General features: G+C 71.7%; 21 protein-coding genes. 12 read left to right on the top strand and 9 right to left on the bottom strand.

The window, feature by feature from the left end:
- Positions 1-269: 269 nt before the first annotated feature.
- Positions 270-704 carry a PPOX class F420-dependent oxidoreductase gene (locus LZG04_RS40455; protein WP_233827252.1) on the bottom strand — a complete coding sequence of 145 codons (435 nt, stop codon included), beginning with the start codon at positions 702-704 and terminating at the stop codon, positions 270-272.
- 215 nt (positions 705-919) lie between these two features.
- On the opposite strand from LZG04_RS40455, the gene LZG04_RS40450 reads away from it, so the two are divergent.
- From LZG04_RS40450 to LZG04_RS40440, 3 genes are all read left to right on the top strand, one after another.
- Positions 920-1840 (top strand): ABC transporter ATP-binding protein, encoded by a 921-nt coding sequence (locus LZG04_RS40450; protein WP_233827251.1) that lies wholly within the window; start codon positions 920-922, stop codon positions 1838-1840.
- Between the two features lie 6 nt (positions 1841-1846).
- The gene (locus tag LZG04_RS40445) at positions 1847-2608 is read left to right on the top strand and encodes a hypothetical protein (RefSeq protein ID WP_233827250.1); all 762 of its coding nucleotides are present in this window, start codon (positions 1847-1849) and stop codon (positions 2606-2608) included.
- A 142-nt stretch (positions 2609-2750) separates the two neighbouring features.
- On the top strand, positions 2751-3659 hold the full coding sequence (locus tag LZG04_RS40440; protein ID WP_233827249.1) for an ABC transporter ATP-binding protein: 909 nt from the start codon (positions 2751-2753) through the stop codon (positions 3657-3659).
- A gap of 50 nt (positions 3660-3709) precedes the next feature.
- Here the strand turns inward: LZG04_RS40440 and LZG04_RS40435 are convergent, their stop codons facing one another.
- Complete coding sequence (locus LZG04_RS40435; protein ID WP_233827248.1) at positions 3710-4915, bottom strand: S8 family serine peptidase; 1206 nt, start codon at positions 4913-4915, stop codon at positions 3710-3712.
- A gap of 230 nt (positions 4916-5145) precedes the next feature.
- Between LZG04_RS40435 and LZG04_RS40430 the strand changes: the two genes are divergently transcribed.
- From LZG04_RS40430 to LZG04_RS40415, 4 genes are all read left to right on the top strand, one after another.
- The gene (locus LZG04_RS40430; RefSeq protein ID WP_233827247.1) at positions 5146-5742 is read left to right on the top strand and encodes a hypothetical protein; all 597 of its coding nucleotides are present in this window, start codon (positions 5146-5148) and stop codon (positions 5740-5742) included.
- Between the two features lie 92 nt (positions 5743-5834).
- A complete protein-coding gene (gene trmB, locus LZG04_RS40425) occupies positions 5835-6476 on the top strand; it encodes a tRNA (guanosine(46)-N7)-methyltransferase TrmB (protein WP_233827257.1) in 642 nt (213 codons plus the stop codon).
- Positions 6477-6621: 145 nt separating this feature from the next.
- Entirely contained in the window at positions 6622-7752 is a 1131-nt protein-coding gene (locus tag LZG04_RS40420; protein WP_308199688.1) for a nitric oxide synthase oxygenase, read from the top strand.
- A 286-nt stretch (positions 7753-8038) separates the two neighbouring features.
- The gene (locus LZG04_RS40415; protein WP_233827246.1) at positions 8039-9199 is read left to right on the top strand and encodes a histidine kinase; all 1161 of its coding nucleotides are present in this window, start codon (positions 8039-8041) and stop codon (positions 9197-9199) included.
- 3 nt (positions 9200-9202) lie between these two features.
- On the opposite strand, the gene LZG04_RS40410 is transcribed toward LZG04_RS40415, so the two are convergent.
- Positions 9203-10072 (bottom strand): hypothetical protein, encoded by an 870-nt coding sequence (locus LZG04_RS40410; RefSeq protein ID WP_233827245.1) that lies wholly within the window; start codon positions 10070-10072, stop codon positions 9203-9205.
- Positions 10073-10245: 173 nt separating this feature from the next.
- Here LZG04_RS40410 and LZG04_RS40405 point away from each other — a divergent pair, with 173 nt between their 5' ends.
- A complete protein-coding gene (locus LZG04_RS40405) occupies positions 10246-11547 on the top strand; it encodes an amidohydrolase family protein (RefSeq protein WP_233827244.1) in 1302 nt (433 codons plus the stop codon).
- Between the two features lie 2 nt (positions 11548-11549).
- Here the strand turns inward: LZG04_RS40405 and LZG04_RS40400 are convergent, their stop codons facing one another.
- The 4 genes from LZG04_RS40400 to LZG04_RS40385 form a co-directional block, all read right to left on the bottom strand.
- Positions 11550-12230: an SDR family oxidoreductase gene (locus LZG04_RS40400; RefSeq protein ID WP_233827243.1), complete on the bottom strand. Its 681-nt coding sequence runs from the start codon at positions 12228-12230 to the stop codon at positions 11550-11552.
- 198 nt (positions 12231-12428) lie between these two features.
- Positions 12429-14510 carry a PhoX family phosphatase gene (locus LZG04_RS40395; protein WP_233827242.1) on the bottom strand — a complete coding sequence of 694 codons (2082 nt, stop codon included), beginning with the start codon at positions 14508-14510 and terminating at the stop codon, positions 12429-12431.
- A 172-nt stretch (positions 14511-14682) separates the two neighbouring features.
- Positions 14683-16689, bottom strand: coding sequence for a PhoX family phosphatase (locus tag LZG04_RS40390; protein ID WP_233827241.1), 2007 nt, complete (start codon positions 16687-16689; stop codon positions 14683-14685).
- 63 nt (positions 16690-16752) lie between these two features.
- The gene (locus tag LZG04_RS40385) at positions 16753-17913 is read right to left on the bottom strand and encodes an MFS transporter (RefSeq protein WP_233827240.1); all 1161 of its coding nucleotides are present in this window, start codon (positions 17911-17913) and stop codon (positions 16753-16755) included.
- A gap of 65 nt (positions 17914-17978) precedes the next feature.
- Between LZG04_RS40385 and LZG04_RS40380 the strand changes: the two genes are divergently transcribed.
- Positions 17979-18620 (top strand): HAD family phosphatase, encoded by a 642-nt coding sequence (locus LZG04_RS40380; RefSeq protein ID WP_233827239.1) that lies wholly within the window; start codon positions 17979-17981, stop codon positions 18618-18620.
- Between the two features lie 10 nt (positions 18621-18630).
- Positions 18631-19359 carry an SDR family NAD(P)-dependent oxidoreductase gene (locus LZG04_RS40375; protein ID WP_233827238.1) on the top strand — a complete coding sequence of 243 codons (729 nt, stop codon included), beginning with the start codon at positions 18631-18633 and terminating at the stop codon, positions 19357-19359.
- A 52-nt stretch (positions 19360-19411) separates the two neighbouring features.
- Here the strand turns inward: LZG04_RS40375 and LZG04_RS40370 are convergent, their stop codons facing one another.
- Both LZG04_RS40370 and LZG04_RS40365 read right to left on the bottom strand, forming a co-directional pair.
- Complete coding sequence (locus LZG04_RS40370) at positions 19412-20503, bottom strand: inositol-3-phosphate synthase (RefSeq protein ID WP_233827237.1); 1092 nt, start codon at positions 20501-20503, stop codon at positions 19412-19414.
- 41 nt (positions 20504-20544) lie between these two features.
- On the bottom strand, positions 20545-21090 hold the full coding sequence (locus LZG04_RS40365) for a PadR family transcriptional regulator (protein WP_233827236.1): 546 nt from the start codon (positions 21088-21090) through the stop codon (positions 20545-20547).
- 168 nt (positions 21091-21258) lie between these two features.
- Here LZG04_RS40365 and LZG04_RS40360 point away from each other — a divergent pair, with 168 nt between their 5' ends.
- Together LZG04_RS40360 and LZG04_RS40350 are read left to right on the top strand one after the other, a co-directional pair.
- Entirely contained in the window at positions 21259-21663 is a 405-nt protein-coding gene (locus LZG04_RS40360; protein ID WP_233827235.1) for a DUF5318 domain-containing protein, read from the top strand.
- A 94-nt stretch (positions 21664-21757) separates the two neighbouring features.
- Positions 21758-24595 carry a transglycosylase domain-containing protein gene (locus LZG04_RS40350; protein ID WP_308199687.1) on the top strand — a complete coding sequence of 946 codons (2838 nt, stop codon included), beginning with the start codon at positions 21758-21760 and terminating at the stop codon, positions 24593-24595.
- Positions 24596-24636 lie beyond the last annotated feature (41 nt).

Genomic DNA, 24636 nt, shown 5'->3' with positions numbered 1-24636 from the left:
TCAGCAGGTCGTCGGTTCTGACATAGAGTGCGGTCGCGAGGGTGTCAATGTCGGTCGTCACAACCCGTACATCGACACCCTCGCCCCACGTCTCCAGGCGTCCTAACCCTTGGAATCAATCATCTAGACGCCGGTCGCGCGGTGGCCGGGCTGGGCACGTGATCGCGCCCAGCCGGCCGTTCCGAGCGTTGAACTCGGGGGTTCTGAACGTAGGACACGCGCGTTCTGGACGTAGGACACGCGGGTGTTGGAGGTAGGACTCTCGCGGGTCAGGCGGTGATGTTGCGGTGGGCGGTGACCTTGGCGTCGCGGATGTGGACGACGGCCTCGCCCGGGCCGCAGTAGCGGTCGGCGAACGCCTGTCCCCGCTCCTCGCCCAGGTAGCGGGCGGCGATGCGGCCCATCCAGTGCCGCACCTGGCCGAGGTCCCGGTCGATCTCGGCGCGGCCGGTGACGGTGACGTAGGCGAAGGGCGGGCGCTCGTCGTCCAGGCAGATCGACACCCGCCCGTCGCGCGCGATCGCCTTCCCCTTGACCGTCCCCATGTTCGTCGTGAACACGATCGTGTCGCCGTCCAGGTCCAGCCACACGGGCGTGACGTGCGGCGACCCGTCCGCGCGGACGATCGCTAACTTGCCGGTCCGGGCCGGCGCGGCGGTCACGAGCTCGCGCCACCAGCCGTTGGCTGCGTTGGTGTTGACCATGACCGCACACCGTAGAGCCACCCCCGTCCCTGAGATCGACCCGGTGACCGCCTAGGGGACAACTCAGGGTGAACACGGATTACTACAACCGAGGTAGCGGGGACGATAAGACGGAAGTCGCACGGACGAATCAACTACAGACCGATGCGCGGGACCCGGTGGACCGGGCAAGGTTCAACCTGGTCCGGGGGATGTGTCACACCAGGGGAGAAACCATGATCGAGGCTGTCGGCCTCACCAAGCGCTACGGGAAGACGGTGGCGGTGGACAACCTGTCCTTCACCGTCGAACCCGGTCGGGTGACCGGGTTCCTCGGCCCGAACGGCGCGGGCAAGTCCACCACCATGCGCATGATCCTCGGCCTCGACCGGCCGACCTCGGGTCAGGTGCTGATCGACGGCAAGCCGTACGCGCGGCTGGACCGACCGCTGCGGACGGTCGGGGCGCTGCTCGACGCCAAGTGGGTGCACCCGAACCGCTCGGCCCAGGCCCACCTGCAGTGGCTGGCCAAGTCCAACGGCCTGCCCGACCGCCGGGTGGACGAGGTGCTGGACATGGTCGGCCTGACCAAGGTCGCCAAGCGCCGCGCCGGTGGGTTCTCCCTGGGCATGTCCCAGCGCCTGGGCATCGCGGGCGCGCTGCTCGGCGACCCGAAGGTGTTGCTGTTCGACGAGCCGGTCAACGGCCTGGACCCCGAGGGCATCCTCTGGATCCGCCAGTTCATGCAGGGCCTGGCCGCCGAGGGCCGCACCGTGCTGGTGTCGAGCCACCTGCTGTCGGAGATGGCGCTCACCGCGCAGGACCTCGTGGTCATCGGCCGCGGCAAGCTCATCTCGCAGTCCAGCACCACCGAGTTCGTGGAGCGCTCCACCGAGAACACCGTGCGGGTGCGCAGCCCCCACGCGGACAAGCTGGGCGCGATGCTCGTCGACAAGGGCTTCACCGTCCGTGAGGACACCGACGGTTCGCTCACCGTGTCGGGTGCGCAAAGCGACGAGATCGGGGACATCGCGGCGGCCAGCGGCGTGGTGCTGCACGAGCTGAGCCCTCAACGCGGTTCGCTCGAACAGGCATTCATGCAGCTCACCGGCGATTCCGTCGAGTACCACGCCGAACTCGCCGAGACGGGGAAGTGACCACCGATGACTCTGCTCGCCGTTGAACGGATCAAGCTCTTCTCCACCCGCTCGCCCTGGTGGTGCATGCTGCTGGCGCTCGGGTTGACCGTCGGCATCACCGCGATCATCGCGGCGAACTGGACCGACTCGCCGATGCCCGTGCTGGGCGCGGTGTTCACCCACACGTTCGGGCTCTACGTGGTCATGGTGATGGCCGCGCTCGCGGTCACCACCGAGTACCGCTTCGGCACGATCAAGTCGACGTTCCAGGCCGTGCCGGACCGCATCTCGCCGATGGTCGCCAAGGCGGTCGTCGTGGTGCTGCTGTCCGGCCTGGTGGGCCTGGCCTCGGCGTTCGGGTCGTGGGGCCTGAGCTGGGTGCTCGCCGAGGACAACTCGGACCTGGCGCTGACCACCGCCAACGACTGGCGGCACGTCGCGGGCGTCGGCCTGGTGTACGCCGCGGGCGCGCTGCTGGCCCTGGGCGTCGGCGCGCTGGTGCGGCAGACCGCGGGCGCGGTGTCGATCATCCTGGTGTTCGCGCTGGTGGTGGAGAGCGTGGTCGGGTTCATCCCGAACATCGGCGACGACATCCAGAAGTGGATGCCGTTCACCGTGGCCAGCAAGTTCATCTTCGGCGACCCGGACCCGAGCGCCATCCCGAACGGCGCGGGGCCGCCCGCGATCGGCGAGCTGAGCCCGTGGGGCTCGTTCGGGTACTTCGCCGGGATCGCGCTGGTGATCTACATCGTCTCCCTCGTCGTGGTGAAGCGGCGGGACGCGTAACGGGGAGCCGCAGCGGATCGGCGTTCGGGCGCCGGCCCGCGGGCAGCCGGGGGAAAGGGGGAGCTCGGGTCACCTTCGGGGGGTGGCCCGAGCTCTTCTGCTCTAGGTTTCGCCACAAGCGTTAGATCGGACGGGAGATGTCATGATCGAAGCGACCGGCCTCACCAAGCACTACGGCAAGACCGTGGCCGTGGACGACCTGTCGTTCCGGGTGGAGCCGGGCCGGGTCACCGGCTTCCTCGGCCCCAACGGCGCGGGCAAGTCCACCACCATGCGGATGATCCTCGGCCTGGACAACCCCTCCGGCGGCCGGGTCACCGTGAAGGGCCGCGACTACCGGTCGCTGCGCGAGCCGCTGCGCGTGGTCGGGGCGCTGCTGGACGCCAAGTGGGTGCACCCGAACCGCTCGGCCCGCGCGCACCTGCTGTGGCTGGCCCGGTCGAACCGGATCCCGGCCGCGCGCGTGGACGAGGTGCTGGACATGGTGGGCCTCACCCAGGTCGCCAAGCGCCGCGCGGGCGGGTTCTCCCTGGGCATGTCGCAGCGCCTGGGCATCGCGGGCGCGTTGCTGGGCGACCCCGAGGTGCTGCTGTTCGACGAGCCGGTCAACGGCCTGGACCCCGAGGGCATCCTCTGGATCCGCCAGTTCATGCACCGGCTCGCCGCCGAGGGCCGCACCGTGTTCGTGTCGAGCCACCTGCTGTCGGAGATGGCCCAGACCGCGCAGGACCTGATCGTGATCGGGCGCGGCAAGCTCATCGCGCAGACCAGCACCGAGCAGTTCATCGCCGACGCCACCGAGGACACCGTGCGGGTCCGCTCGCCGCACCTGGACCGGCTGCGCGAGCTGCTGGACGGCCGCGCCCGGGTCGCCGAGGCCGCGACGCCCGACGGCGCGCTCGTGGTGCACGGGGTCCAACCCGCGTTCATCGGCGAGCTGGCCGCCTCGAACGGCATCACGTTGCACGAGTTGAGCCCGCAACTCGGTTCCCTGGAGGAAGCCTTCATGCAACTCACGAAGGAATCCGTGGAATACCACGCGGCCGACTGACCGGTGGTCCGCGCGATCGCCGGGAAAGGGATTCGGCGACCGCGCGGTGGTCAGCGCCGATCGCCCCGCCAGAAGTCGTCGGACGGCGGCGGGATTTCCGTGACGACCGGCACCGGGACGCGCCGGATTCGACTTCGCCGGGCCAGCAGCACGCTCACCACCGCCACCACGGCACCGACCGCGGTCAACCCGCCGAACGCCACCAGCAGCCTCGTGCCGCCGTCCGCGCCGGGCGCCGGCACGGCCAGGCCCTCGGTCGACGGCGAGGTCGGCGGCGGTTCGGTCGAGGACGTGCGCGGCGGCGGCGCGAGCGGGTTGCGCTCCACCCGCGGCACGTCCGCGGTCAGCGCCGCGACCGGGTCGACCTGGCCGAACCCGGTCACGTTGTCGCGGCCGGGCTCCAGCAGGTCGGTCGCGGTGGTGATGAGCCGGTTCACCACGTTGCCCGCGTCCAGGTCGGGGTAGCGGGCGCGCACCAGCGCCGCCACGCCGCTGACCAGCGCGGTCGCCGCGCTCGTGCCGTCCACCTCGGCGTAGCCGGTGTCCACCACCTTCAGCGGCACGGCGGTGACGATCCGCTTCGCGGGCGCGGCCAGCACGGTCTCCGGGCCGGTGTTGGACTCCGGCCACGGCCCGTTGCCCTCGACCGTGCCCGAGACCGCGATGACGCCCTTGATGTTGGCGGGCGCGCCCACGTGCTCGTCGCCGTCGTTGCCCGTGCCGGCGACCACCACGGCGTCGTGGTCGAACGCGTAGTTGACCGCCCGCAGCAAGTCCGGCGTGAGGGTGGCCAGCGAGGTCAGGGACAGGTTGACCACGTCCGCGCCGTGGTCGACGGCCCAGGTCACGCCCTCGGCGACGGACGCGGTGGTGAACTTGTCGCCGTCCGCGCCGACCGAGACCGGCAGGATCATCGCGCCCGGCGCCACGCCCAGCGCGCCGCCGTCCACCGCGCGGCCGGCGATCAGCGTCGCCATCGCGGTGCCGTGGCCGTCGTTGTCCTCCGTGCCGTCGGTGCCGGCGGCCGAGCCGAACCCGGCTCCCGGCAGGAGCGCACCGGTGAGGTCCGGCCGGGTGTCGTCCACGCCCGAGTCGACCACCGCGACGACCACCCCGTCACCGCGGGTCGTGGCGTGCGCGGCGTGGACCCCCAAGGCGGCCAGGTGCCACTGCTGCTCCTCGATCGTCTGCGCGCGGGCCACGCCCGGCGCCGCCAAAGCGATCAGGACGGCGGCGACCACCGCTCTCCCCGTCACCCAATTCCCCCTGTGCTCGGGATCACAGATATTCCATGTCAATCATGTTTCACAGTTCTGAATTCGGGCAACCGGAGTAAGCCATTCGTTAAGTCGTCGTGAACTCCGGCACAGCCCCATGACAAGCGCATCTGAACCGGGTCAGATGGAGAGTACGAATCGTGAGGCAGGCGCCTGCCCGCACGCGAATTCGGATACCCCCCGTCAAGGAACCCCCCGGAGGTGAACCCGTGACGGTGCTTGATCCGGACCTGAACGCCGACCACTCGGCTGCCGGGCCCCAGGAGCCGCCCGCCAGGGTGCTGCCCAGTCAACGCGACCACGCCCTTCGCGTCGAACCGACGTTGGCGTTGGAATGGTCGCACGCGATCGAGGCCGCGGGGGTGGTCGGTGTCGCCGACTCACCCGCGCAGACGCGTCGGGCCTGGATCCACAAGGCCGACGAACAGCAAGTGCTCGCCATGTTCCGCGCGGTAGGCCCGGACGCACCCGCACCGTGGTGGCTCAGGGCCTTGGACCGGGGCCGGATCGCCTCGCGCGCGGCGGCGTTCGACCTGGAGGACGAGGTGACCCGGTTGCTGGGCAGCCGACCGGGTTGGGTGTTCGTCCCCTGGACGACCGAGGGCGAGGTCGGCTACTGGGAGTTCGTGCCGTCCGAGAGCGGCGTGTACGGCCCCGCCGAGCCGACCACCGTGCAGTTCACCGACCGGCACCCCGGTTTCGTGGACCTGCTCCCCGCGCACCGGGGCCCCGGTCAGCGCCAACCCATCGAGTTCACCCCCGCCGAGCTGCGCGAGCAGATCGAGGACCTGGAGAACATCGCCTAGCGCACCACCTAGGCTGTACGCCCGTGACGTCCAGCCACCAGCGACCGCCGCACCACCGATCCGTCGTCAGCTACGTCCAACGCGGCGAACGGATGACCGTGGGGCAGCAGCGCGCATGGGACCGCCACTGGGAGCGCTTGGGCCACGAGGTCAAGGCGCTCCCGGCCGGTCCCGTGCGCTTCGACGAGTGGTTCGGGCGCGCCGCGCCGGTCGTGCTCGAGATCGGCTCCGGCATGGGCGAGACCACCTCCCAGCTCGTCGCCGCCGCGCCCGACGTCAACTACGTGGCCGTCGAGGTCTACAAGCCCGGCCTGGCGCAGCTGCTGCTGCGCGCCGAGGCGCTCGGCGTGACCAACCTGCGGGTCCTGCGCGGTGACGCGGTCGACCTGCTCACCGAGCACGTGGAACCCGGCGCGCTGGCCGAGGTCCGCATCTACTTCCCCGACCCGTGGCCGAAGAAGAAGCACCACAAGCGCAGGCTCGTGCAGCCGGAGTTCGTGCGCCTGGTCGCGACCCGCCTGCGGCCCGGCGGCGTGCTGCACCTCGCCACGGACTGGGAGGAGTACGCCGAGCAGATGCTCGAGGTGTGCTCGGCCGAGCCGCTGCTGCGCAACCGGCACGACGGCTGGGCGCCGCGCCCGCAGTGGCGGCCGGTGACGAAGTTCGAGCAGCGGGCCGTCGAGGAGGACCGGATCAGCCACGACCTGATGTTCGAGCGGGTGGAACTCACCTGACCGTGGCATAAAGTCGCCGGTCCGACGGGACGAGGCGGCGACTGCGCGTGGATTCGTCACCGGATCGGGTGCGATTTGTCGATCACCCGATGTGCCCCGTCTGGCAGTGACGTGTGACACCGTTCCGCAACTACGGTTACCGCCCGTGACCGCAGTAGACAACGAACCGATAACGTTCGACGTGGACGCGGCGGAGGGCTTCCTCCGCATGTTCCACATCGCCCACCCCGAAGCCGGGCCCGTCGGTCCCCGCCTGCACCAGGTGCGGGAGGAGATCGCGGAGACCGGCACCTACCGCCACACGACCCACGAGCTGGCCTACGGCGCGCGGATCGCGCTGCGCGACTCCGGCTGGTGCACCAGCGGCGTGCCGTGGCGCCGGCTCAAGGTCCGCGACCTGCGCGGGTTCCGCAACGCGGGCGCGGTGGCCGCCGAGTGCGTCGAGCACCTGCGCCTGGCCACCAACGGCGGCGAGATCCGCCCGCTGGTCACGGTGTTCGCGCCGGACACCCCGGGCGCGCCCGGGCCGTGCATCTGGAACGAGCAGCTCGTCCGGTACGCGGGCCACGGCGACGGCAGCGGCGACCTCCGCTACCGCGAGTTCACCGACGCCGTGCGGGGCATGGGGTGGCGGCCGCCGAACCCGACCGGCCGCTTCGACCCGCTGCCGCTGGTGGTCGAGACCGCGCACGAGGGCGTGCGGCTGTTCGACGTGCCGCCGGACGTGGTGCACGAGGTGATGCTCGAGCACCCCGACCTGCCCTGGTTCGGCCGGCTCGGCCTGCGCTGGCACGCCGTGCCCGTGATCACCAACATGCGGCTGACCATCGGCGGCGTCACCTACCCCGCCGCGCCGTTCAACTCCTGGTTCGTCGGCTCCGAGATCGGCGCCAGGAGCCTGGCCGACGAGAACGCCTACGGCGCGGCCAGGTCGGTCGCCGAGGCGCTGGGCCTGGACACCTCCACCGAGCGCTCCCTGTGGCGCGACCGCGCCGTGGTGGAGCTCAACCGGGCCGTGCTGCACTCGTTCGACCTCGCCGCGGTGACCATCACCGACCACCACGCCGAATCGCGCCACCGGCTGTCGTGGCTGCGCTCGCGGCAACGCCACTCCGGCAACCGGCCCGCGTTCCGGCTCGACCCCGCGGCGGCCCGCCGCGCCCGTGCCGGCGGACCCGCCCGCTTCACCCCCAGCCCCGTGGAGACGACCCAGCCGCAGTCGCCCGGACGCCTCGCCGAACTGCTCCGGCGGCGCGTCGAGGGCCTCGGCGGCTGAGGCCGCCCAGCCCCCGGATCAGCGCTGCGAGTCGATCAGCACGCCCGCCAACGCCATCAGCACCAGCACCAGCAGGCCGAGCACCGCGCCCGCCCACGTCGCGACCACTCCGAACATGGTGTCCCTCCCGTTCCCCGACTCACCACTCAAGAGTCACCCCGGGATTCGTCATCCGACATCGGCCACTGGTGTGTTTCGGCACGCGTTCGGGTCAGCCTGGCGGTTGACGGGCCACCCGACCGGGGTCGGACGCGCCGCGCGGCGTGACCACCTACGGTGAGATCCCGTGGAGAGCACTCACCTCGGGTGGCGGCCCCTGCTGCGCCGCCAGTGGCCGTTGGCGTGCGCCCTGCTCTTCTTCTTCGGCGGTGAAGCGCTCGGAGAGCCGGCCTGGTGGCAGCTGCCCGGCTCGGCGGTCGTGTGCGTGCTGTCGGTGCTCGCGCCGCGCCGACCGTTCGACGCCGCGCTGGCCGCCGCCACGGCGCTGGCCGCGAGCTCGGTCGTGCTGCGGGTGGCCGACGTCGCCCCGGTGGTGCCGGCGATCAGCGGTCTGGTGATCTCCGAGACCGCCGCGGTGATGGCGATCATCGCCGTGGTCGTGCGGCAGGAGCCGCTGGTGCGCGCCGCCGTGGCGGTGGTCGTGCTCGTCGCGGTGGCGGTGGGCACGGCGCCCCTGCGCCCGGACTACTGGTCGCGGTACTGGCCGGACGACTACAGCGGGCCCGGGCCGTGGCAGCAGGTCGTCGGCGGCACGGTGCTGCTGGCGCTGTCGCTGGGCACCGGGCTGTACTTCCGCGCCCGCGACCGGGAGCGCGCGACCGCCGTGCGGGCCGAGGTGGCGGCGGCGCAGCACGCCGAGCGGATGGCGCTGGCGCGCGAGCTGCACGACGTGATCGCGCACTACGTGACCGGGATGGTGGTGCACGCGCAGGCGGCGCAGGCCGTGCCGGCGGCGGCGCAGGAGGCGCTGCCGATCATCGTGCGCAGCGGCAACGAGGCGTTGACCGAGATGCGCCGCCTGGTCGGCACGTTGCGCGGCACCGAGGCCGACGCGCCGACCGCGTCCAGCGACCTGGCCGACGACGTGCGCGGGGTGGTGGAGCGGTCCGGCCAGCCCGTGCGGCTGCACGTAGACCTGCCGGTGTCCGTGCCGCCGTCGTTGGGCCGCTCGGTGCTGCGGTTGGTGCAGGAGTCGTTGACCAACGCGCGCAAGCACGCCGAGGGCGTGTCCGCTGTGGACGTCTCGGTGTCCGTTTCGGACGGTGTGGTGCACGTGCTGGTGGCCGACGACGGGCGCGCGCGCAAGGCCGCGCCCGTCGGCGGGTCCGGTGGTTACGGGTTGGTGGGCATGAGGGAGCGCGTCGAGCTGCTCGGCGGTCGGTTCAGCGCGGGCGCACGGGCCGGCGGCGGCTGGGAGGTGCGCGCCGCCCTGCCCGTGACGCGGTGACGCTCACCCCGCGGTGGGGCGTTTCGCGGGCAGTTCGACGGGCAGCGGGTAGGTGAAGGTCTGCGCCGGGTCCTCGACGGCCAGGTGCCGGTCGACGACGGGGCGGCGGCTGCGCGGGCCGCGGTCCTGGTCGGGGATCGCCGGGCGGTAGTCGCCCAGCCAGGTGGTGACGTCGCCGGAGAGCCGCGCGTTCTCCTCGTGCAGCAGGCGGACCTGGTGCTCCAGCTCGGCGATCCGCGCCTCGGCGTCGCGGTGCACCCGCACGACCGTCCACAGCATCTCGTACGCGCTCGACTCCCGGTCGCGCGGCGCGGGCACGTCGGCTGCCGGCTCCGGGTCGCCGAACGCCTGCTCCGGCACGGGCAGGCCGTGCTTCCGCGCCCAGGCCGGGCCGCCGATCATCGACGTGGTGATGTTGTCCACCGACGGGTCCAGCCAGCGCGGGCGCGGGTCGTCGGTCGCCTCACCGGTCACCAGGCCGTGCAGGTGGCGGGCGGTCGCCAGCACGGCAGGCGCTTCCGCCGGGTGCACGGCGGCGTGGACCAGGCTCGCGATCCGATCCCACGGCGGCACGCTGTCCGGCCGCGCCTGCACGCCGATCCAGCGCGTCACCTCGGCCCGGACCGCGCCCAGCGACCGGCCGTGCGCCCAGTGCCCCGGTGTTCGCGCCGCCCGCCGCAGCACCCGCCGGTAGGCGGTGCCCATCCGGCCGTTGTCGTCCACCAGGTGCACCAGCAGGAACAGCGCGAGCCAGCGGCGCTCCCGGGACAGGCCGGGCTCGGAGAAGTCAGCCTCCGATCGCAGGACCGCCGCCGCGGGCTCCCCCCTCCCGCGCCGCTCGCCGGGTTGACCACTTCCACCGTTACGAGCCACTGTCACTCCTTCGCCGGATCAGCGGGACCACCACCTCTCCCAACGTTTCGGAGATTACGTCCACCCGGCGGGTGAACACCGCCCAAGAAGGTCAAACCCACTGTTCGGGTTACGAGGCGACGCGTGCCCCGACACGTTGTGTGTCGCTCGATCGAGTGGGGCAGGATCGGGGCATGTCGCTGCGCCTGCACGCCCCAGTGGTCCTGCCCTGCGATCCCGCCTGCACCGTCCTGCGCGACGCCGTGGTCGACGTCGTGGACGGCCGGGTGGCGCACGTCGGCCCGGCCGCCGACGCGCCGGAGTTCACCGGCGAGGTCCGCCGGCTGAGCGGGATCCTGCTCCCCGGTCTGGTCAACGCGCACGCGCACAGCCCCATGGTGCTGCTGCGCGGCATGGGCGGCGACCTGCCGCTGCTGCGCTGGCTGCGCGAGGCGATGTGGCCCGCCGAGGCGAAGATGAAGCCCGCGGACATCCGGGTCGGCATGCTGCTCGGCGCGGTGGAGATGCTGCGCAACGGCGTGACCACGAGCGCGGAGATGTACTTCCACGGCGAGCAGCTCGCGGACGCGGTGCTGGCGGCCGGGTCGCGGGTGCTGTTCGGCGCGGCGATCATGGACCTGCCGGGCATGCCGTGGCGGCCGATGACCGACGAGATCACCCGGTGGATCGACGCCGACGGGCTGCGGTTCGGGCCGGACGAGCGGGTCGAGCTGAGCTACGGGCCGCACTCGGCGTACATCCTCTCGCCCGAGGCGTTGGGCGAGATCGCCGGCGAGGCGCGGGACCGGGGCGCGTTGGTGCAGGTGCACGTGGCGGAGTCGGCCGAGGAGGACGTGGCGCAGCGGCAGTCGCACGGCTCCGTGCCGCGGCTGCTGGAGCAGGCGGGCGTGCTGGGCGGGCGGGTGCTGTCGGCGCACTCCGTGCACCTCTCGCCGGAGGACGTCGCCATCTACGCCGAGCACGGCGTGGGTGTCGCGCACTGCCCCGGCTCGAACACCAAGCTGGCGTCCGGCATCGCGCCGCTGCGGTCCTACCTGGACGCCGGCATCGCGGTCGGGCTGGGCACCGACGGGCCCGCCTCCAACGACGACCTGGACCTGTTCGAGGAGGCCAGGCTGGCGGCGCTGCTGGCGCGCGTGACGTCCGGTGACGCGACGGCGATGCGTGCGGCGGACGCGTTGCTGCTGGCCACGCGGGGTGGTGCGGCGGCGTTGGGCCGTGACGACCTCGGCGCGTTGGAGCCCGGTCGGTGGGGCGACGTCGTGCACGTGGACGTGGACGACCCGGCGTTCGCCACCGGGTTGGACGCGCCGGACGAGCAGGTGCTGGCGAACCTGGTGTGGGCGTCGGGCACGCGTCGGGTCAAGGACGTGTGGGTGGCGGGCAAGCAGGTCGTGGCCGACGGCGAGACGACGGCCGTGGACCGGCGCGAGGCGCAGGCGGGCGTGCGCGAGGTGGCCGCCCGCCTGCGGTAGCGCTAGCGGGGGCGCGGGCGGACGACGATCTCGGTGAGGTGCGCGTCGTCGCCCGCGTGCACGGCGGTGGCGACCGCTCGGGCCACGGAGTCCGCGGTCAGGTAGAGGTGCGGCTGGTAGTCGCCGCTCTCCTGCTCGCGGACGCCGCGCTGCATGTCGGTGTCGACGCGTCCGGGGTGGACGGACGTGACGCGGAGGTCGTCCTCCTCGGCGCGCAGGGCGTCGGCGAAGGCCCGGAGGGCGAACTTGCTCGCCGCGTAGACGCCCCAGCCGGGGTTGGCGCGCAGGCCCGCGCCGGAGTTGATCAGCACGACGTGGCCGCGGGCGGCGCGCAGCAGGGGCAGCGCGAGCCGGGTGAGCTCGGCGACCGCGACCACGTTGACGTCGAGGGTGCGCCGCCAGGTGTCCGCGGTCGCGTCGGCGAGCGGGCCGAGCTCGGCGATGCCCGCGCTGTGCACGAGGACGTCCAGGCGGGTGAGGTCCGCGGTGGCGGCGGCCAACGCGTCGGGGTCGGTCAGTTCCACGGGCCAGGGCCGGGCGGACGGCAACGAACCGGCCAGCGCCTTGAGCGCCACCTCGTCACGACCGCCGAGCAGCAGGTCGTGCGTGGGCGCGAGCACACGTGCGACGGCCGCGCCGATCCCACGCGACGCACCGGTGACCAGGGCAACGGGTCGACTCATACCCGCACCCTAATCCGCGAGAGTCCTACGTTCGCGCCGCGAGAGTCCTACGTCCAGGACCCCCGAATTCAACACTCGCGCACCTGCCGCTCGTCGTGACCGTTCAACTCGGGGGTCGCGAACGTAGGACTCTCGGGTGCTGAACGTAGGACTCTCGAGGTGTGGAGGGCTCGGGGTGAGCGAGCCCCCCACCTCGGGTCAGCCGCAGATGCGGCCCTTGTCCTTCTTCCACACCGCGACCACGGACGGGCGGGGTTGGGAGGTGCCGCCGTCCGGCCAGTGCGACAGCGGGTTGGCGGCCGACGCGCCGTCGATCTCGCCGGGGTGCTGCACGGCCACGAGCACGAAGTCGTCCTCCACCACCGGGCCGCACGTCTCCGCGCCCCTCGGCACGGTGAGGAACTGCTTCACCCGACCGCGGTACGGGCCCTCGACCGGCACCGCGAACAGGCCGTCGTTGGACTTCAGGGCGTTGCCGTCGGTGGAGATCCACAGGTTGCCCTGGTCGTCGAACGCGAGGTTGTCCGGGCACGAGATCGGCGAGACCTGGGTCTTGTCGTACCCGCCGAAGTACGTGTCGGGCGAGGTCGGGTCGCCGCAGACCAGCAGCAGCTTCCAGGAGAACGACGTGGCGGTGTTGTCGCCGCGCCGCTCCTCCAGCTCCAGCACGTGCCCGTGCCGGTTGTTCAGCCGCGGGTTGGGCTCGGTCGCGCCTTCCTTGCCCGCCTTGCCGCGGTCGCTGTTGTTGGTCAGCGCCGCGTACACCCGGCGGTTGCGCGGGTTGGGCTCGACGTCCTCGGGGCGGTCCATCTTCGTCGGGCCGACGGCGTCCGCCGCGAGCCGGGTGAAGACGTAGACCTCCTCGGCGGTGAAGCCGGGCACGAACGAGCGGTCGCCCGCGGCCAGCGGGATCCACTCGCCGGAGCCGTCGAACTCGCCGTCGGCGGGCAGCTTGCCGGAGCCGTCGATCTCGGCGACCGGGCTGTCGCCGGTGAACTTGGCGACGTACAGCGTGCCCTTGTCGAGCAGCTTCTTGTTGTGCTCACGGGCGTGCTTGCTGTTGCCCGGCTTGTACTTCTCGTCGGAGACGAACTTGTACATGTAGTCGAAGCGCTCGTCGTCGCCCATGTACGCGACCACGCGGCCGTCGCGGGCGATGATCACGTTCGCGCCCTCGTGCTTGAAGCGGCCGAGCGCGGTGTGCTTGACCGGGGTCGAGTCCGGGTCGAGCGGGTCGATCTCGACGACCCAGCCGAACCGGTGCACCTCGTTGGGCTCCTGCGCCACGTCGAAGCGCTTGTCGAACCGCTCCCACTTGCGCGTGGACGCCGCGCCGGACAGGCCGTAGCGGGACAGCCGCGCCTTGGCGACGGGGTCGGTGACCGAGCCCGCGTTGGCGAAGTACTGGTTGAAGTTCTCCTCGCCGGACAGGATGGTGCCCCACGGCGTGACGCCGCCGGCGCAGTTGTTCAACGTCCCCAGCACCCGCGTGCCGGTCGGGTCGGCCGAGGTCTTGAGGAACTTCGAGCCCGCCGCCGGGCCGGTGACCTTGAACTCGGAGGTCGCCGTGATGCGGCGGTTGTAGCGCCGGTCCAGCTTCGGCACGAGCTTGCCGCTGCGCCGGTCGCGCTCGACCCGCACCACGGACAGGCCGTGCGCGGCCCACGCGATCTCGGTCTGCTCACGGGTGGGGTTGGCCGCGTCCCAGTTCTTGAACAGGAACTCCTCGGTGGTGTACTCGTGGTTGGCCACCAGCACCCACTCGTCGTGCCCGCCCAGCGGCACCAGGCCGAGGAAGTCGCAATTGTAGCCGAACTGCTTGGCCTGCGCCGCCGCGGTCTGCCGGTCGAAGTCGAACGCGGGCGCGCCGGGCACGACCGGGTCGCCCCAGCGCAGCACGACGCCCTGCTCGTAGCCCTCGGGCGTGACGACGCGGTCCTCGGTGTTGGGCGCGACGGCGGCGAAGTTCAGGCCGTCGCGGCGACGACCGCCGCCCAGGTCGGCGTCCCGCTCGACCTCGGGCTTCGCGGCGGCGGTACCGGCACCGACCAGCCCGACACCCGCGCCCGCGACCGCGAGCACCGCGCTGGCCTTCAGCAGGCCACGCCGACGCACGACCTCGCCGACGACGTCACCGAAGTAGGCGTTGTCGGACGTGTTGGGCGCCTCGTGCGCGCACGCGTCGCCGCAGCGGTACTTGCAGGTGATCGCCGAACGCCCGAGGGGGTGGTTGGGCAGGAGGGGCAGCAGACGCCGCCCCCGATCGGTGGATGAGGACACGCGGACCTCCGAGATCGCTCAGTGGGAACCGGGCGACCGTAAGAGGGCAAGTGCTCCACCAGCGGACTTCGAGGTGAACGCGAGGCGAACACCTCCGTCGTGGGCGAATCGGAACGCCCTGCTCGCACCCGGTGTGGTCGCCCGGTCGCGCCGGGCGACCACACCGGCGGCCTCACTCGCCGACGCGCCGACCCTCGCGCCACACCGCGACCACCGACGGCCGCGGTTGCGAGTCGCCGCCGTCCGGCCAGTGCGAGGCGGGGTTGTCCGCGCTCGCGCCGTCGACCTCGCCGGGGTGCTGCACGCACACCGTGACGACGCGTTCGCCGATCACCGGCCCGCACGTCTCCGCGCCGCGCGGCACGGTGAGGAACGCCTTGAGGTGGCCGCGGCTCGCACCGGACACCGGCACCGCGTACAGGCCGTCGTTGTTGCCGTGGAGCGCGCCCGCCGAGTCGCTGGAGATCCACAGGTTGCCGTGCCGGTCGAACGCCACGTTGTCGGGGCTGGAGATCGGCGACACGCGGCTCTTGTCGTAGCCCGCGAAGTAGGTGTCCGGCGACGCCGGGTCGCCGCACACGAGCATGAGGTTCCAGGAGAACGCGAGCGCGAGGGGGTCGCCGTCGCGTTCGGTCAGCTCGAGCACCTGGCCGTGCTTGTTGTTCACCCGCGGGTTGGGCTCGGTCGCGCCTTCCTTGCCCGCCTTGCCGCGGTCGACGTTGTTGCTGAGGGCGCAGTAGACGACGCCGGTGTGCGGGTGGGTCTGGATGTCCTCGGGGCGGTCCATCCTGGTGGCTCCGACCTTGTCGGCGGCCGACCGGGTGAAGACGTAGACCTCCTCGGCGGTCATGCCCGGCACGAACGAGCGGTCGCCCGAGGCGAGCGGCACCCACTCGCCGCGGCCGTCGAACCGGCCGTCGGAGGGCAGCCGGCCGGTGCCGTCGATCTCGGCGGGCGGGCTGTCGCCGGTGAAGCGGGCGACGTAGAGCGTGCCGTCGTCGAGCAGGGTCATGTTGTGCCTGCGGGCGGCCTTGCTGTCGCCCTTGCGGACCTTGCCGGTGGAGACGAACTTGTAGATGTACTCGAACCGCTCGTCGTCACCGGAGTAGGCGACCACTCGTCCGTCGGCGGCGAGGCGGACGTTGGCGCACTCGTGCTTGAAGCGGCCCAGCGCGGTGTGCTTGACCGGGGTGGAGTCGGGGTCGGTCGGGTCGAGCTCGACCACGTACCCGAACCGGTTGACCTCGTTGGGCTCCCGCGCGAGGTCGAACCGCTCGTCGAACCGCTCCCACTTGCGGGTGGTGGCGGTGCCCGTGACGCCGTAGCGGGTCAGGCGCGGGTCGGCGAGCGCGTCGGCGTTGGCGAAGTACTGGTTGAAGTTCTCCTCGCCGGACAGGATCGTGCCCCACGGCGTGACGCCGCCGGCGCAATTGTTCAACGTCCCCAGCACCCGGGTGCCGGTCGGGTCGGCCGAGGTCTTCAGGTACTTCGAGCCCGCCGCCGGTCCGGTGATCTTGAACGGCGTGGTGGCGGTGATGCGGCGGTTGTAGCGGGAGAACCGGGTGGTGAGGCGGCCGTCGCGGGCCTGCCGGACCTGCACGACGGACAGGCCGTGGGCCGCCCACGCGATCTCGACCTGCTCGCGGGTGGGGTTCGCCTCGTCGTAACCGCGGAACATGAACGGTTCGCCGGTGTACTCGTGGTTGGTGACCAGCAGGTTCGTGCGCCCGGCCGGGTCCAGCGGCACGAGGGCGGCGAAGTCGCAGTTGTAGCCGAACTGCCGGGCCTGGGCGGCGGCGGTCTGGCGGTCGAAGTCGAACTCCGGCGCGTCCGGGAAGAGCGGGTCGCCCCACCGGATCACGACTTCCTGGCGGTAGCCCTCGGGGACGACGACGGCGTCGAGCGTGTTGGGGGCGACGGGGTCGAAGTCGAGGCCGAGGGGGTGTCGGTCCGCCGCGTCGGGCTCGGCCGCGGCGGTGGCGGCGCCGCCCAGGACGCCACCGAGGGCTCCGACGACCACGGCGGCCTTGATCGCGGTGCGCCGGTCGAGCAGGTCGCCGAAGTACGGGTTGCCCGAGGTGTTGGGCACGTCGTGGAAGCACGCGTCACCGCAGCGGTATCGGCAGGTGACGGCCGCGCGCCCGGGGGAGTGGTCGGTCAGCAGGGGAAGGTGTCGCACCACCGGAACGCCTCCTACGGTCAGAGGGGACTCCACGGACCGTAAACCGGCGTTCACCGCTTGTTAACCCACCAGTTCCTCGCCGACCAGGATCGCTTCGGTCGGCACGGCGCGGCGGGACGTGCGGCCCACCGCCAGCAGGCCGGCCGCGAGCACGCAGCAGAGGGCGGCGACGACGAACGGCTGGGCGAGGTGGCCGACGAACGTCGCGGCCAGCGCGCCGCCGAGCCAGCGCAGGAAGTTGTAGCCGGCGCTGGCCACCGGGCGCGGCGCGGGGCTGACGCTCATCGCGGCACTGGTGAACAGCGTGTTGAGCAGACCGGACACCACCCCGCTGACGATCACCGCGACCACCAGGAGCGGCTTGTTCGGCACCGCCATGACCAGCATCAACGCCGCGAACGCGAGCACTGCCACGACGGTGGTGCGGCGGTCGCCGAAGCGGTCGGCCAGGCGTGGCGCGAGCCAGACGCTGGACACCGCGACGCACGCGCCCCAGCCGAAGAAGACGAGCCCGATCCGCACGGCGCCCCAGCCCAGCACGAACGGCGACCAGGCCAGCACGGCGAAGAACGCGGCCGTGTAGAGGGCCGAACCGATGGCCGTGCGCAGCAGGCCGGGGTGGCGCAGCGCGCGCAACGGGTCGAGCAGCCGGATCGAGTGCTGCGGCTTGTCGTTGGCGAGGAAGACCGAGCACAGCACGAACGCCACGGCCATCAGCGCGGCCGTGCCGATGAACGGGCCGCGCCACGAGAAGCTGCCCAGCAGCGCGCCGAGCAGCGGTCCGACGGACAGGCCCAGGCCGAGCGCGGCCTCGTAGAGCAGGATCGCGCCCTTCTGGCCGCCGGTGGCCGCGCCGACGATCACCGACAGCGCGGTGGCGATGAAGAACGCGTTGCCCAGGCCCCAGACGGCGCGCAGGCCCACGAGTTGACCGATGTCGCCCGCGAGCGCGCACAGGGCCGTGGCCACCACGATGAGGGCGAGGCCGCCGACCAGCGTGCGCTTCGCGCCGAAGCGGGCCGAGGCGACGCCGGTGAACAGCATGGCCACGACCTGGACGCCCAGGTAGGACGAGAACAGCAGGGTGACCTGCGACGGAGTGGCGTGCAGGCCCTCGGCGATGGAAAGCAGGATGGGGTCGACGAGGCCGATGCCCATGAACGCGATCACCGCGGCGAACGCCGTGACCCACACCTGACGGGGTTGGTCGAGGAATTTCACTTAGCCAGCCTAACCGATTTTGCTTAGCATGACGAAGTAAGTGCGCTCACACTACGGTCAGGGGTGTGGAAGCGGTGGTGTTCGACCTCGACGGCGTGCTGGTGGACTCCGAGCGGATGTGGGACGAGGTGCGCCAAGCCTTCGCCGCCCGGCACGGGGGCACGTGGCTGCCCGCCGCGACCAGGGCGATGCAGGGCATGAGCACACCCGAGTGGGCGACCTACCTGGTGACCGAGGTCGGCGTCCGGCTCACCCCGGCCGAGGCCGCGTCCGGCGTGATCGGTGAGATGGCCGAGCGCTACGCCGAGGGCCCGCCCGTGCTGCCGGGCGCGGTGGACGTCGTGCGCGAGGTGGCGTCCCGCCACCCCGTGGCCATCGCCAGCTCGTCCCCGCCGGTGCTGATCAAGTCGTTCCTCGCCGCCACCGACCTGACCGACGTGGTCCGGGTGGCGATCTCCAGCGAGCAGGCGGGCGCGGGCAAGCCGGCACCCGACGTCTACCTGCTGGCCGCCTCGAAGCTGGGCGTCGACCCGACCCGCAGCGCCGCGGTCGAGGACTCGACCAACGGCCTGCGCGCCGCCCTGGCCGCCGGCATGACCGTCTACGCCGTCCCGAACCCCCACTTCCCCCCGGACCCGGCCGTGTTGGCGCACGTCACCGTGCTGCGGGAGCTCTCCGACCTGCCCGCGGCGCTGCCCAGGCCCTAGCGTTCAGGCCATGGGACGACGAGTTGCGGTGGTCACCGGGGCGGCGCAGGGCATCGGCGCGCGGGTGGCCGAGGTGCTGCGCGGGGACGGGTACGAGGTGGTCGGGTTCGACCTGGAGGAGACCGACGGCGGGGTGGTCGGCGACGTGTCGTCGCCCCGGGACGTGGCCGAGGTCGTCGAACGGGTCGGCGACCAGGTCGACGTGCTGGTCAACAACGCGGGCATCGCGGGGATCGTGCCGTTCGAGGACACGTCCCTGGAGCAGTGGGAGCGGATGCTCGCGGTCAACCTGACCGGGCCGTTCCTGCTGACGCAGGCGCTGGGGCGGCTCATGCTGGCCCGCGGGCGGGGCTCGGTGGTCAACATCGCGTCCGTGGCCGGGTTGCGCGGTGTCGCGGACCGGGCCGCCTACAACACCACCAAGCACGGCCTGATCGGGATGACGCGCACGCTCGCGGTGGAGTGGGGCGGGCGCGGGGTGCGGGTCAACGCGGTCTGCCCGGGCTGGGTGAAGACAGAGATGGACGTCGAGTCCCAGGCGGGCGGGCACTACGGCGACGCCGACATCACCGACCACGTGCCGATGGGCCGGTTCGCGGTCCCGGACGACATCGCGCAGGCCGTCGCGTTCCTGGCCGACCCGGACCGCAGCGGGTTCGTCAACGGCGTGGCACTGCCCGTGGACGGCGGCTGGACGGCCGACGGGTCGTGGCAGTCGTTGCGGCTGTCGAAGCGCTGACGTGCGAGAAGACCCCCTGCACCGGGTGCAGGGGGTCCGTCGCGCAGATACGTCAGCGCTCCACGTCGCCGCGGATGAACGCCTCGACGGCCTCGTGCGCCTCGGAGTCCGAGTACTGCACGGGCGGGGACTTCATGAAGTAGGACGACGCCGACAGGATCGGGCCGCCGATGCCCCGGTCCAGCGCGATCTTCGCGGCGCGCACCGCGTCGATGATGATGCCCGCCGAGTTCGGCGAGTCCCACACCTCGAGCTTGTACTCCAGGTTCAGCGGCACGTCGCCGAACGCCCGGCCCTCCAGCCGCACGTACGCCCACTTGCGGTCGTCCAGCCAGGCCACGTAGTCCGACGGGCCGATGTGCACGTTGCGCTTGCCCAGGTCGCGGTCGACCTGCGAGGTCACCGCCTGCGTCTTGGAGACCTTCTTGGACTCCAGCCGCTCCAGCTCCTTCATGTTCAGGAAGTCCATGTTCCCGCCCACGTTGAGCTGCATCGTGCGGTCGAGCTGCACGCCGCGGTCCTCGAACAGCTTGGCCAGCACGCGGTGCGTGATGGTCGCGCCGACCTGCGACTTGATGTCGTCACCGACGATCGGCACGCCGGCCGCGCGGAACTTCTCCGCCCACTCCGGGTCGGAGGCGATGAACACCGGCAGCGCGTTGACGAACGCCACACCGGCGTCGATGGCGGCCTGCGCGTAGAAGCGGTCCGCCTCCTCCGAGCCGACCGGCAGGTACGACACCAGCACGTCGACCTCGGCGTCGCGCAGCGCCTGCGCCACGTCGACCGGCCGCTCGTCGGACTCCTCGATGGTCTCCCGGTAGAACCGGCCGAGACCGTCGAGCGTGTGACCGCGCTGCACGGTGACGCCGAGCGGCGGCACGTCGGCGATCTTGATCGTGTTGTTCTCGCTCGCCCCGATGGCCTCGGACAGGTCCGTGCCGACCTTCTTGGCGTCCACGTCGAACGCGGCGACGAACTCGATGTCGCGCACGTGGTAGTCGCCGAACCGGACGTGCATCAGACCGGGCACGCGCGTGCTCGGGTCGGCGTCCCGGTAGTAGTGGACGCCCTGCACCAGCGACGCCGCGCAGTTGCCGACCCCGACGATGGCCACTCGAACGCTGCGGCGGTTGTCGCCCATGCCGAGTCCTCCTTAGTTCTTCCGTGCTCGTATTCGGGGGGTTATTGGTCCCGCTCGCGCTGTTCGGCCTGTTCATGGGCGATCAGCTCGTTCAACCACCGCACTTCGCGCTCGGTGCTCTCCAGCCCGAGCCGGTGCAGCTCCCGGGTGTACCGGTCGATGCGCTCGCTGGTGGCCGATAACGAGGTGCGCAGCCCCTCGCGGCGCTCTTCGACCCGGCGCCTGCGGCCCTCCAGGATGCGCATCCTGATCTCGGCCGGGGTGCGGGAGAAGAACGCCAGGTGGACGCCGAACGAGTCGTCGTCCCACGTCTGGGGTCCGGCGTTGGCCAGCAGTTCGGCGAACCTCTCCTTGCCCTCCCCGGTGAGCTTGTAGACCTTGCGCGCCCGACGCCCCCACCGGGCCGAGTCGTCTTCGGGCACTTCCTCGACGATGAGGCCGCCGCGTTGCAGCTTGCGCAACGTGGGGTACAGCGTCCCGTAGGAGAACGCGCGGAACGCCCCCAGCAACTCGTGCAAGCGCTTGCGCAGCTCGTAGCCGTGCATGGGCGCTTCGTGCAGCAGGCCGAGGATGGCGAACTCCAGCACGTAGCACCTCCCCGCTAAGGTGAGCGCCGATGGGTGCGGTCAGTATATCGGTGCGATACATCCGCGCACGCTCATCCAGTGTCGTGTGGCACACAGCCACCCCTGCTTCCGGCCCACTGCCCTGAACGGCCCATCGGCGCGGTCGGGGCGGCACGTACTCTGGTCGTCGTGTCGACCCAACGCCAGGTCGTGGACTACGCCTTGCAGCGCCGTGCGCTGCTGGCGGAGGTCTACGCGGGCCGAGTGGGCACGATGGAGGTCTGCGACGCCAGCCCGTACCTGCTGCGAGCTGCGAAGTTCCACGGCAGGCCGAGCGAGGTGACCTGTCCGGTGTGCCGGAAGGAACCGCTCACCCTCGTGTCCTGGGTCTACGGCGACGAGCTCAAGCACGCGGCCGGGTCCGCGCGCACCGCCGACGAGCTGGCCCGCATGGCGACCCTCTTCGAGGAGTTCACCGTGTACGTGGTCGAAGTTTGCCGCACATGTAGTTGGAACCACCTGGTGCAGTCATACGTCCTGGGAACGCGTGGCCTGAACTCTGGCAAGCCGCGCAGGAGGACCGCGGCGGAGTGAACCTGCTCCGGCCACGGGCGCCGCTCCGGCGAGGAGCAGCGGCGTACGACCACCGAACCGCGTGCAACGGCACGCCGGTCTGGGAGGCCATTTCGTGAACGACCAGCATGACGACAGGCATCGTGGCGCGGAGCCGCAATGGCCGACCGGGGAGGACCCGGACGGCGGCGGTCACCCACCGCGCCGCGGAGCCGGGGATCAGCCGGAGCGTCCGAACACCCCGCCAGGTGGTTTCGCGCGCTCTCCGGTCGACGGGCCCGGCCCTCGGCACGGCACCCCACCGGGCGGGTTCGCCCGTCCCGGCACGCCCCCCGGCGGCATCCCGCAGGCCGGGGGCGTCCCCCGCGGCGGCCCACCGCCGCGCAGGCCCGCCGGACCCGGCGGTCCCGTCCCGGGCGGCAGGCCCGGCGGCCCGCCGCCACCTCCCGGCGCGCGTCCCGACGGCCCGGCCGCCGCGGGCAGCGTGCCCGGCCGGCCGAACACGCCTCCCGGCGGCCTGCGCCGACCCGGCGCACCCGGTGGCCCGGTGCCGCCCGGCGGCCGTCCCCCGGTCGCCGGACCCGGTGGCCCGCGCCGCCCCGGTGGCCCCGGCGGTCCCGGTGGCCCCCAGCGGCGTCCCGGCGAGGAGCCGACCGACCTGCTGCCGCCGGTCTACCAGAGCACGCCCCGCGAGCCCGAGCTCCTCACGCACCGCGAGGACGAGGTCGAGCTGGAGCCCTTCTACGACGACGAGTACGACGAGGAGCTGACCGAGCAGGAGGCCCGCGCCGTGCGTCGCAAGAAGATCTGGCGACGCGTGCGCCGCACCAGCTACGTGACCTTCGGCCTGATGCTGCTCGCGCCCGTCGTCGCGTTCGCGGTCGCCTACCAGGTGGTCGACGTCCCCAACCCGGAGGCCGTCGCGGCCGACCAGGGCAAGGCGATCACCATCCTCTACGCCGACGGCACGGAGATGACCAAGTACGCGCCCGGCGACGCGAACCGCACCATGGTCAAGTACGAGGACATCCCGCAATCGCTCAAGGACGCCGTGTTCGCCGCGGAGGACCCGACGTTCATGACGAACGTCGGCTTCGACCTGACCGCCATCGCCCGCGCGGGCTGGTACCAGCTCAAGGGCGAGAACAGCGGTGGCTCCGGCCTCACGCAGCAGTACGTCAAGGAGGCCACCGACCAGGCCGACCTGACCCTGACCCGCAAGTTCACCGAGGCCGTCACCGCGTACAAGATGTCGCAGCAGCAGGACAAGGAAGACATCCTGACCGCGTACCTGAACACGATCTACTTCGGTCGTGGCGGCTACGGCATCAAGACCGCGGTGAAGGCGTACTTCGGCGACGTCCAGCTCAAGGACCTCACCCACGCGCAGTCCGCCCTGCTCGCGGGCATGATCCAGAACCCGGGCCGGTCCGAGCAGCAGGCCTACCGCGAAGAGCGCTGGAACTACGTGATGGACCAGATGCTCAAGCACGGCTGGATCGACCAGGGCTACCGCCAGTCCGAACCGATGCCGGTGCCGGTGGAACTGACCGACGACTCCGGCCTGAGCGGCACCCGCCTGCACATCCGCCAGCAGGTCATCCAGGAGATGGCCAAGGTCGAGTGGGACGTGGAGAAGGCGCAGAAGGTCGGCGTCACGGTCCACACGACCATCGAGCCGCCCAAGCAGCAGGCGGCCGAGGACGCGGTGCACGAGATCATGGGCCCGCAGCCCAAGGAGCTGCGGTCGTCGCTCACCGCGATCGACCCGCAGACCGGCGCGGTCCGGGCGTACTACGCGGGCGAGGACGGCACGGGCCTGGACTACGCGACCAACACGCTGCAGGAAGCGGGCTCGTCGTTCAAGCCGTTCGACCTGGTCGCCGCGCTGCAGAAGGGCAAGGGCCTCGGCTCGACCTACGACGGCCGCACGCCGAAGACGTTCAACCTCGGCGGCACCAAGATCACCATCCGCAACGCCTCCGACCCGGGCAACACCTGCGGCGAGCAGTGCCCCATCCGCGAGGCGATGCGCATGTCGCTGAACACCGTGTTCTACGACCTGGTGATCCAGATCGGCACCCAGCCGGTCGCCGACGCCGCGCACGCCGCGGGCATCCCGAAGACCGTCGAGGTGCAGGGCGTGAAGAAGGACCTGCTGGTCAACGAGAGCGGCGGCCCGCCCAACGTCGGTATCGCGATCGGCGGCGGCGAGGCGCAGGTGCGGCCGTTCGACATGGCCTCCGCCTACGCCACCTTCGCCGCGCGCGGCATCTACCACGAGCCGTTCTTCATCTCGAAGATCACCAACGCCGAGGGCAAGGCCGTCTACCAGCACGTCGACGTGTCCCGGCAGGCGTTCGACCCGGACCAGCAGAAGAACCAGGACATCGCCGACAACGTCACCGAGTCGCTCAAGCCCGTCCTGACCTACTCGAGGATCCCGTGCGCGGGTCGCGAGTGCGCGGGCAAGACCGGCACGCACGAGCTGCCCGACGACGCCAGCCAGACCTCCAAGGCGTGGATGGTCGGCTACACGCCCTCGCTGTCGGCCTCGGTGTGGGTCGGCCGCGACGAGGGCAACGTGGCGTTGAAGGACTCCAAGGGCAACCCGATCTACGGTGGTGGTCTGCCCGGTCAGGTGTGGAAGCGGTTCATGGACAAGGCGCTGGAGGGCACCCCGCCGGAGCCGTTCCCGAAGGCGCGCAAGCTCAACCAGTTCGACAACCCGCAGCCGACCACCACCACGACCACGACGACCACCACCACGCCGAAGAAGGAAGAGGAGAACCGGTCGACGACGACCGATCCGACCTCGACCCGGCCGACCACGACGACGCCGACCCGCCCCACCCGTCCCTGCGTCGGCCTGACCTGCCCCACCGCGCCCACCACCTCGGACGAGAACCAGCCCGATCCGATCGGCGGGAACGGCCCGCGGCCGACGGGTTAGCCCGCGGTCCGCGCACGTGAAGAGGGGTCCGGCCTGGTGCC

The organism is Saccharothrix sp. S26 (assembly GCF_021390395.1).
Lineage (GTDB): Bacteria > Actinomycetota > Actinomycetes > Mycobacteriales > Pseudonocardiaceae > Actinosynnema.
Note: the sequence above shows the minus strand (reverse complement) of the source record. Positions and strands in the feature narration are given on the sequence as shown.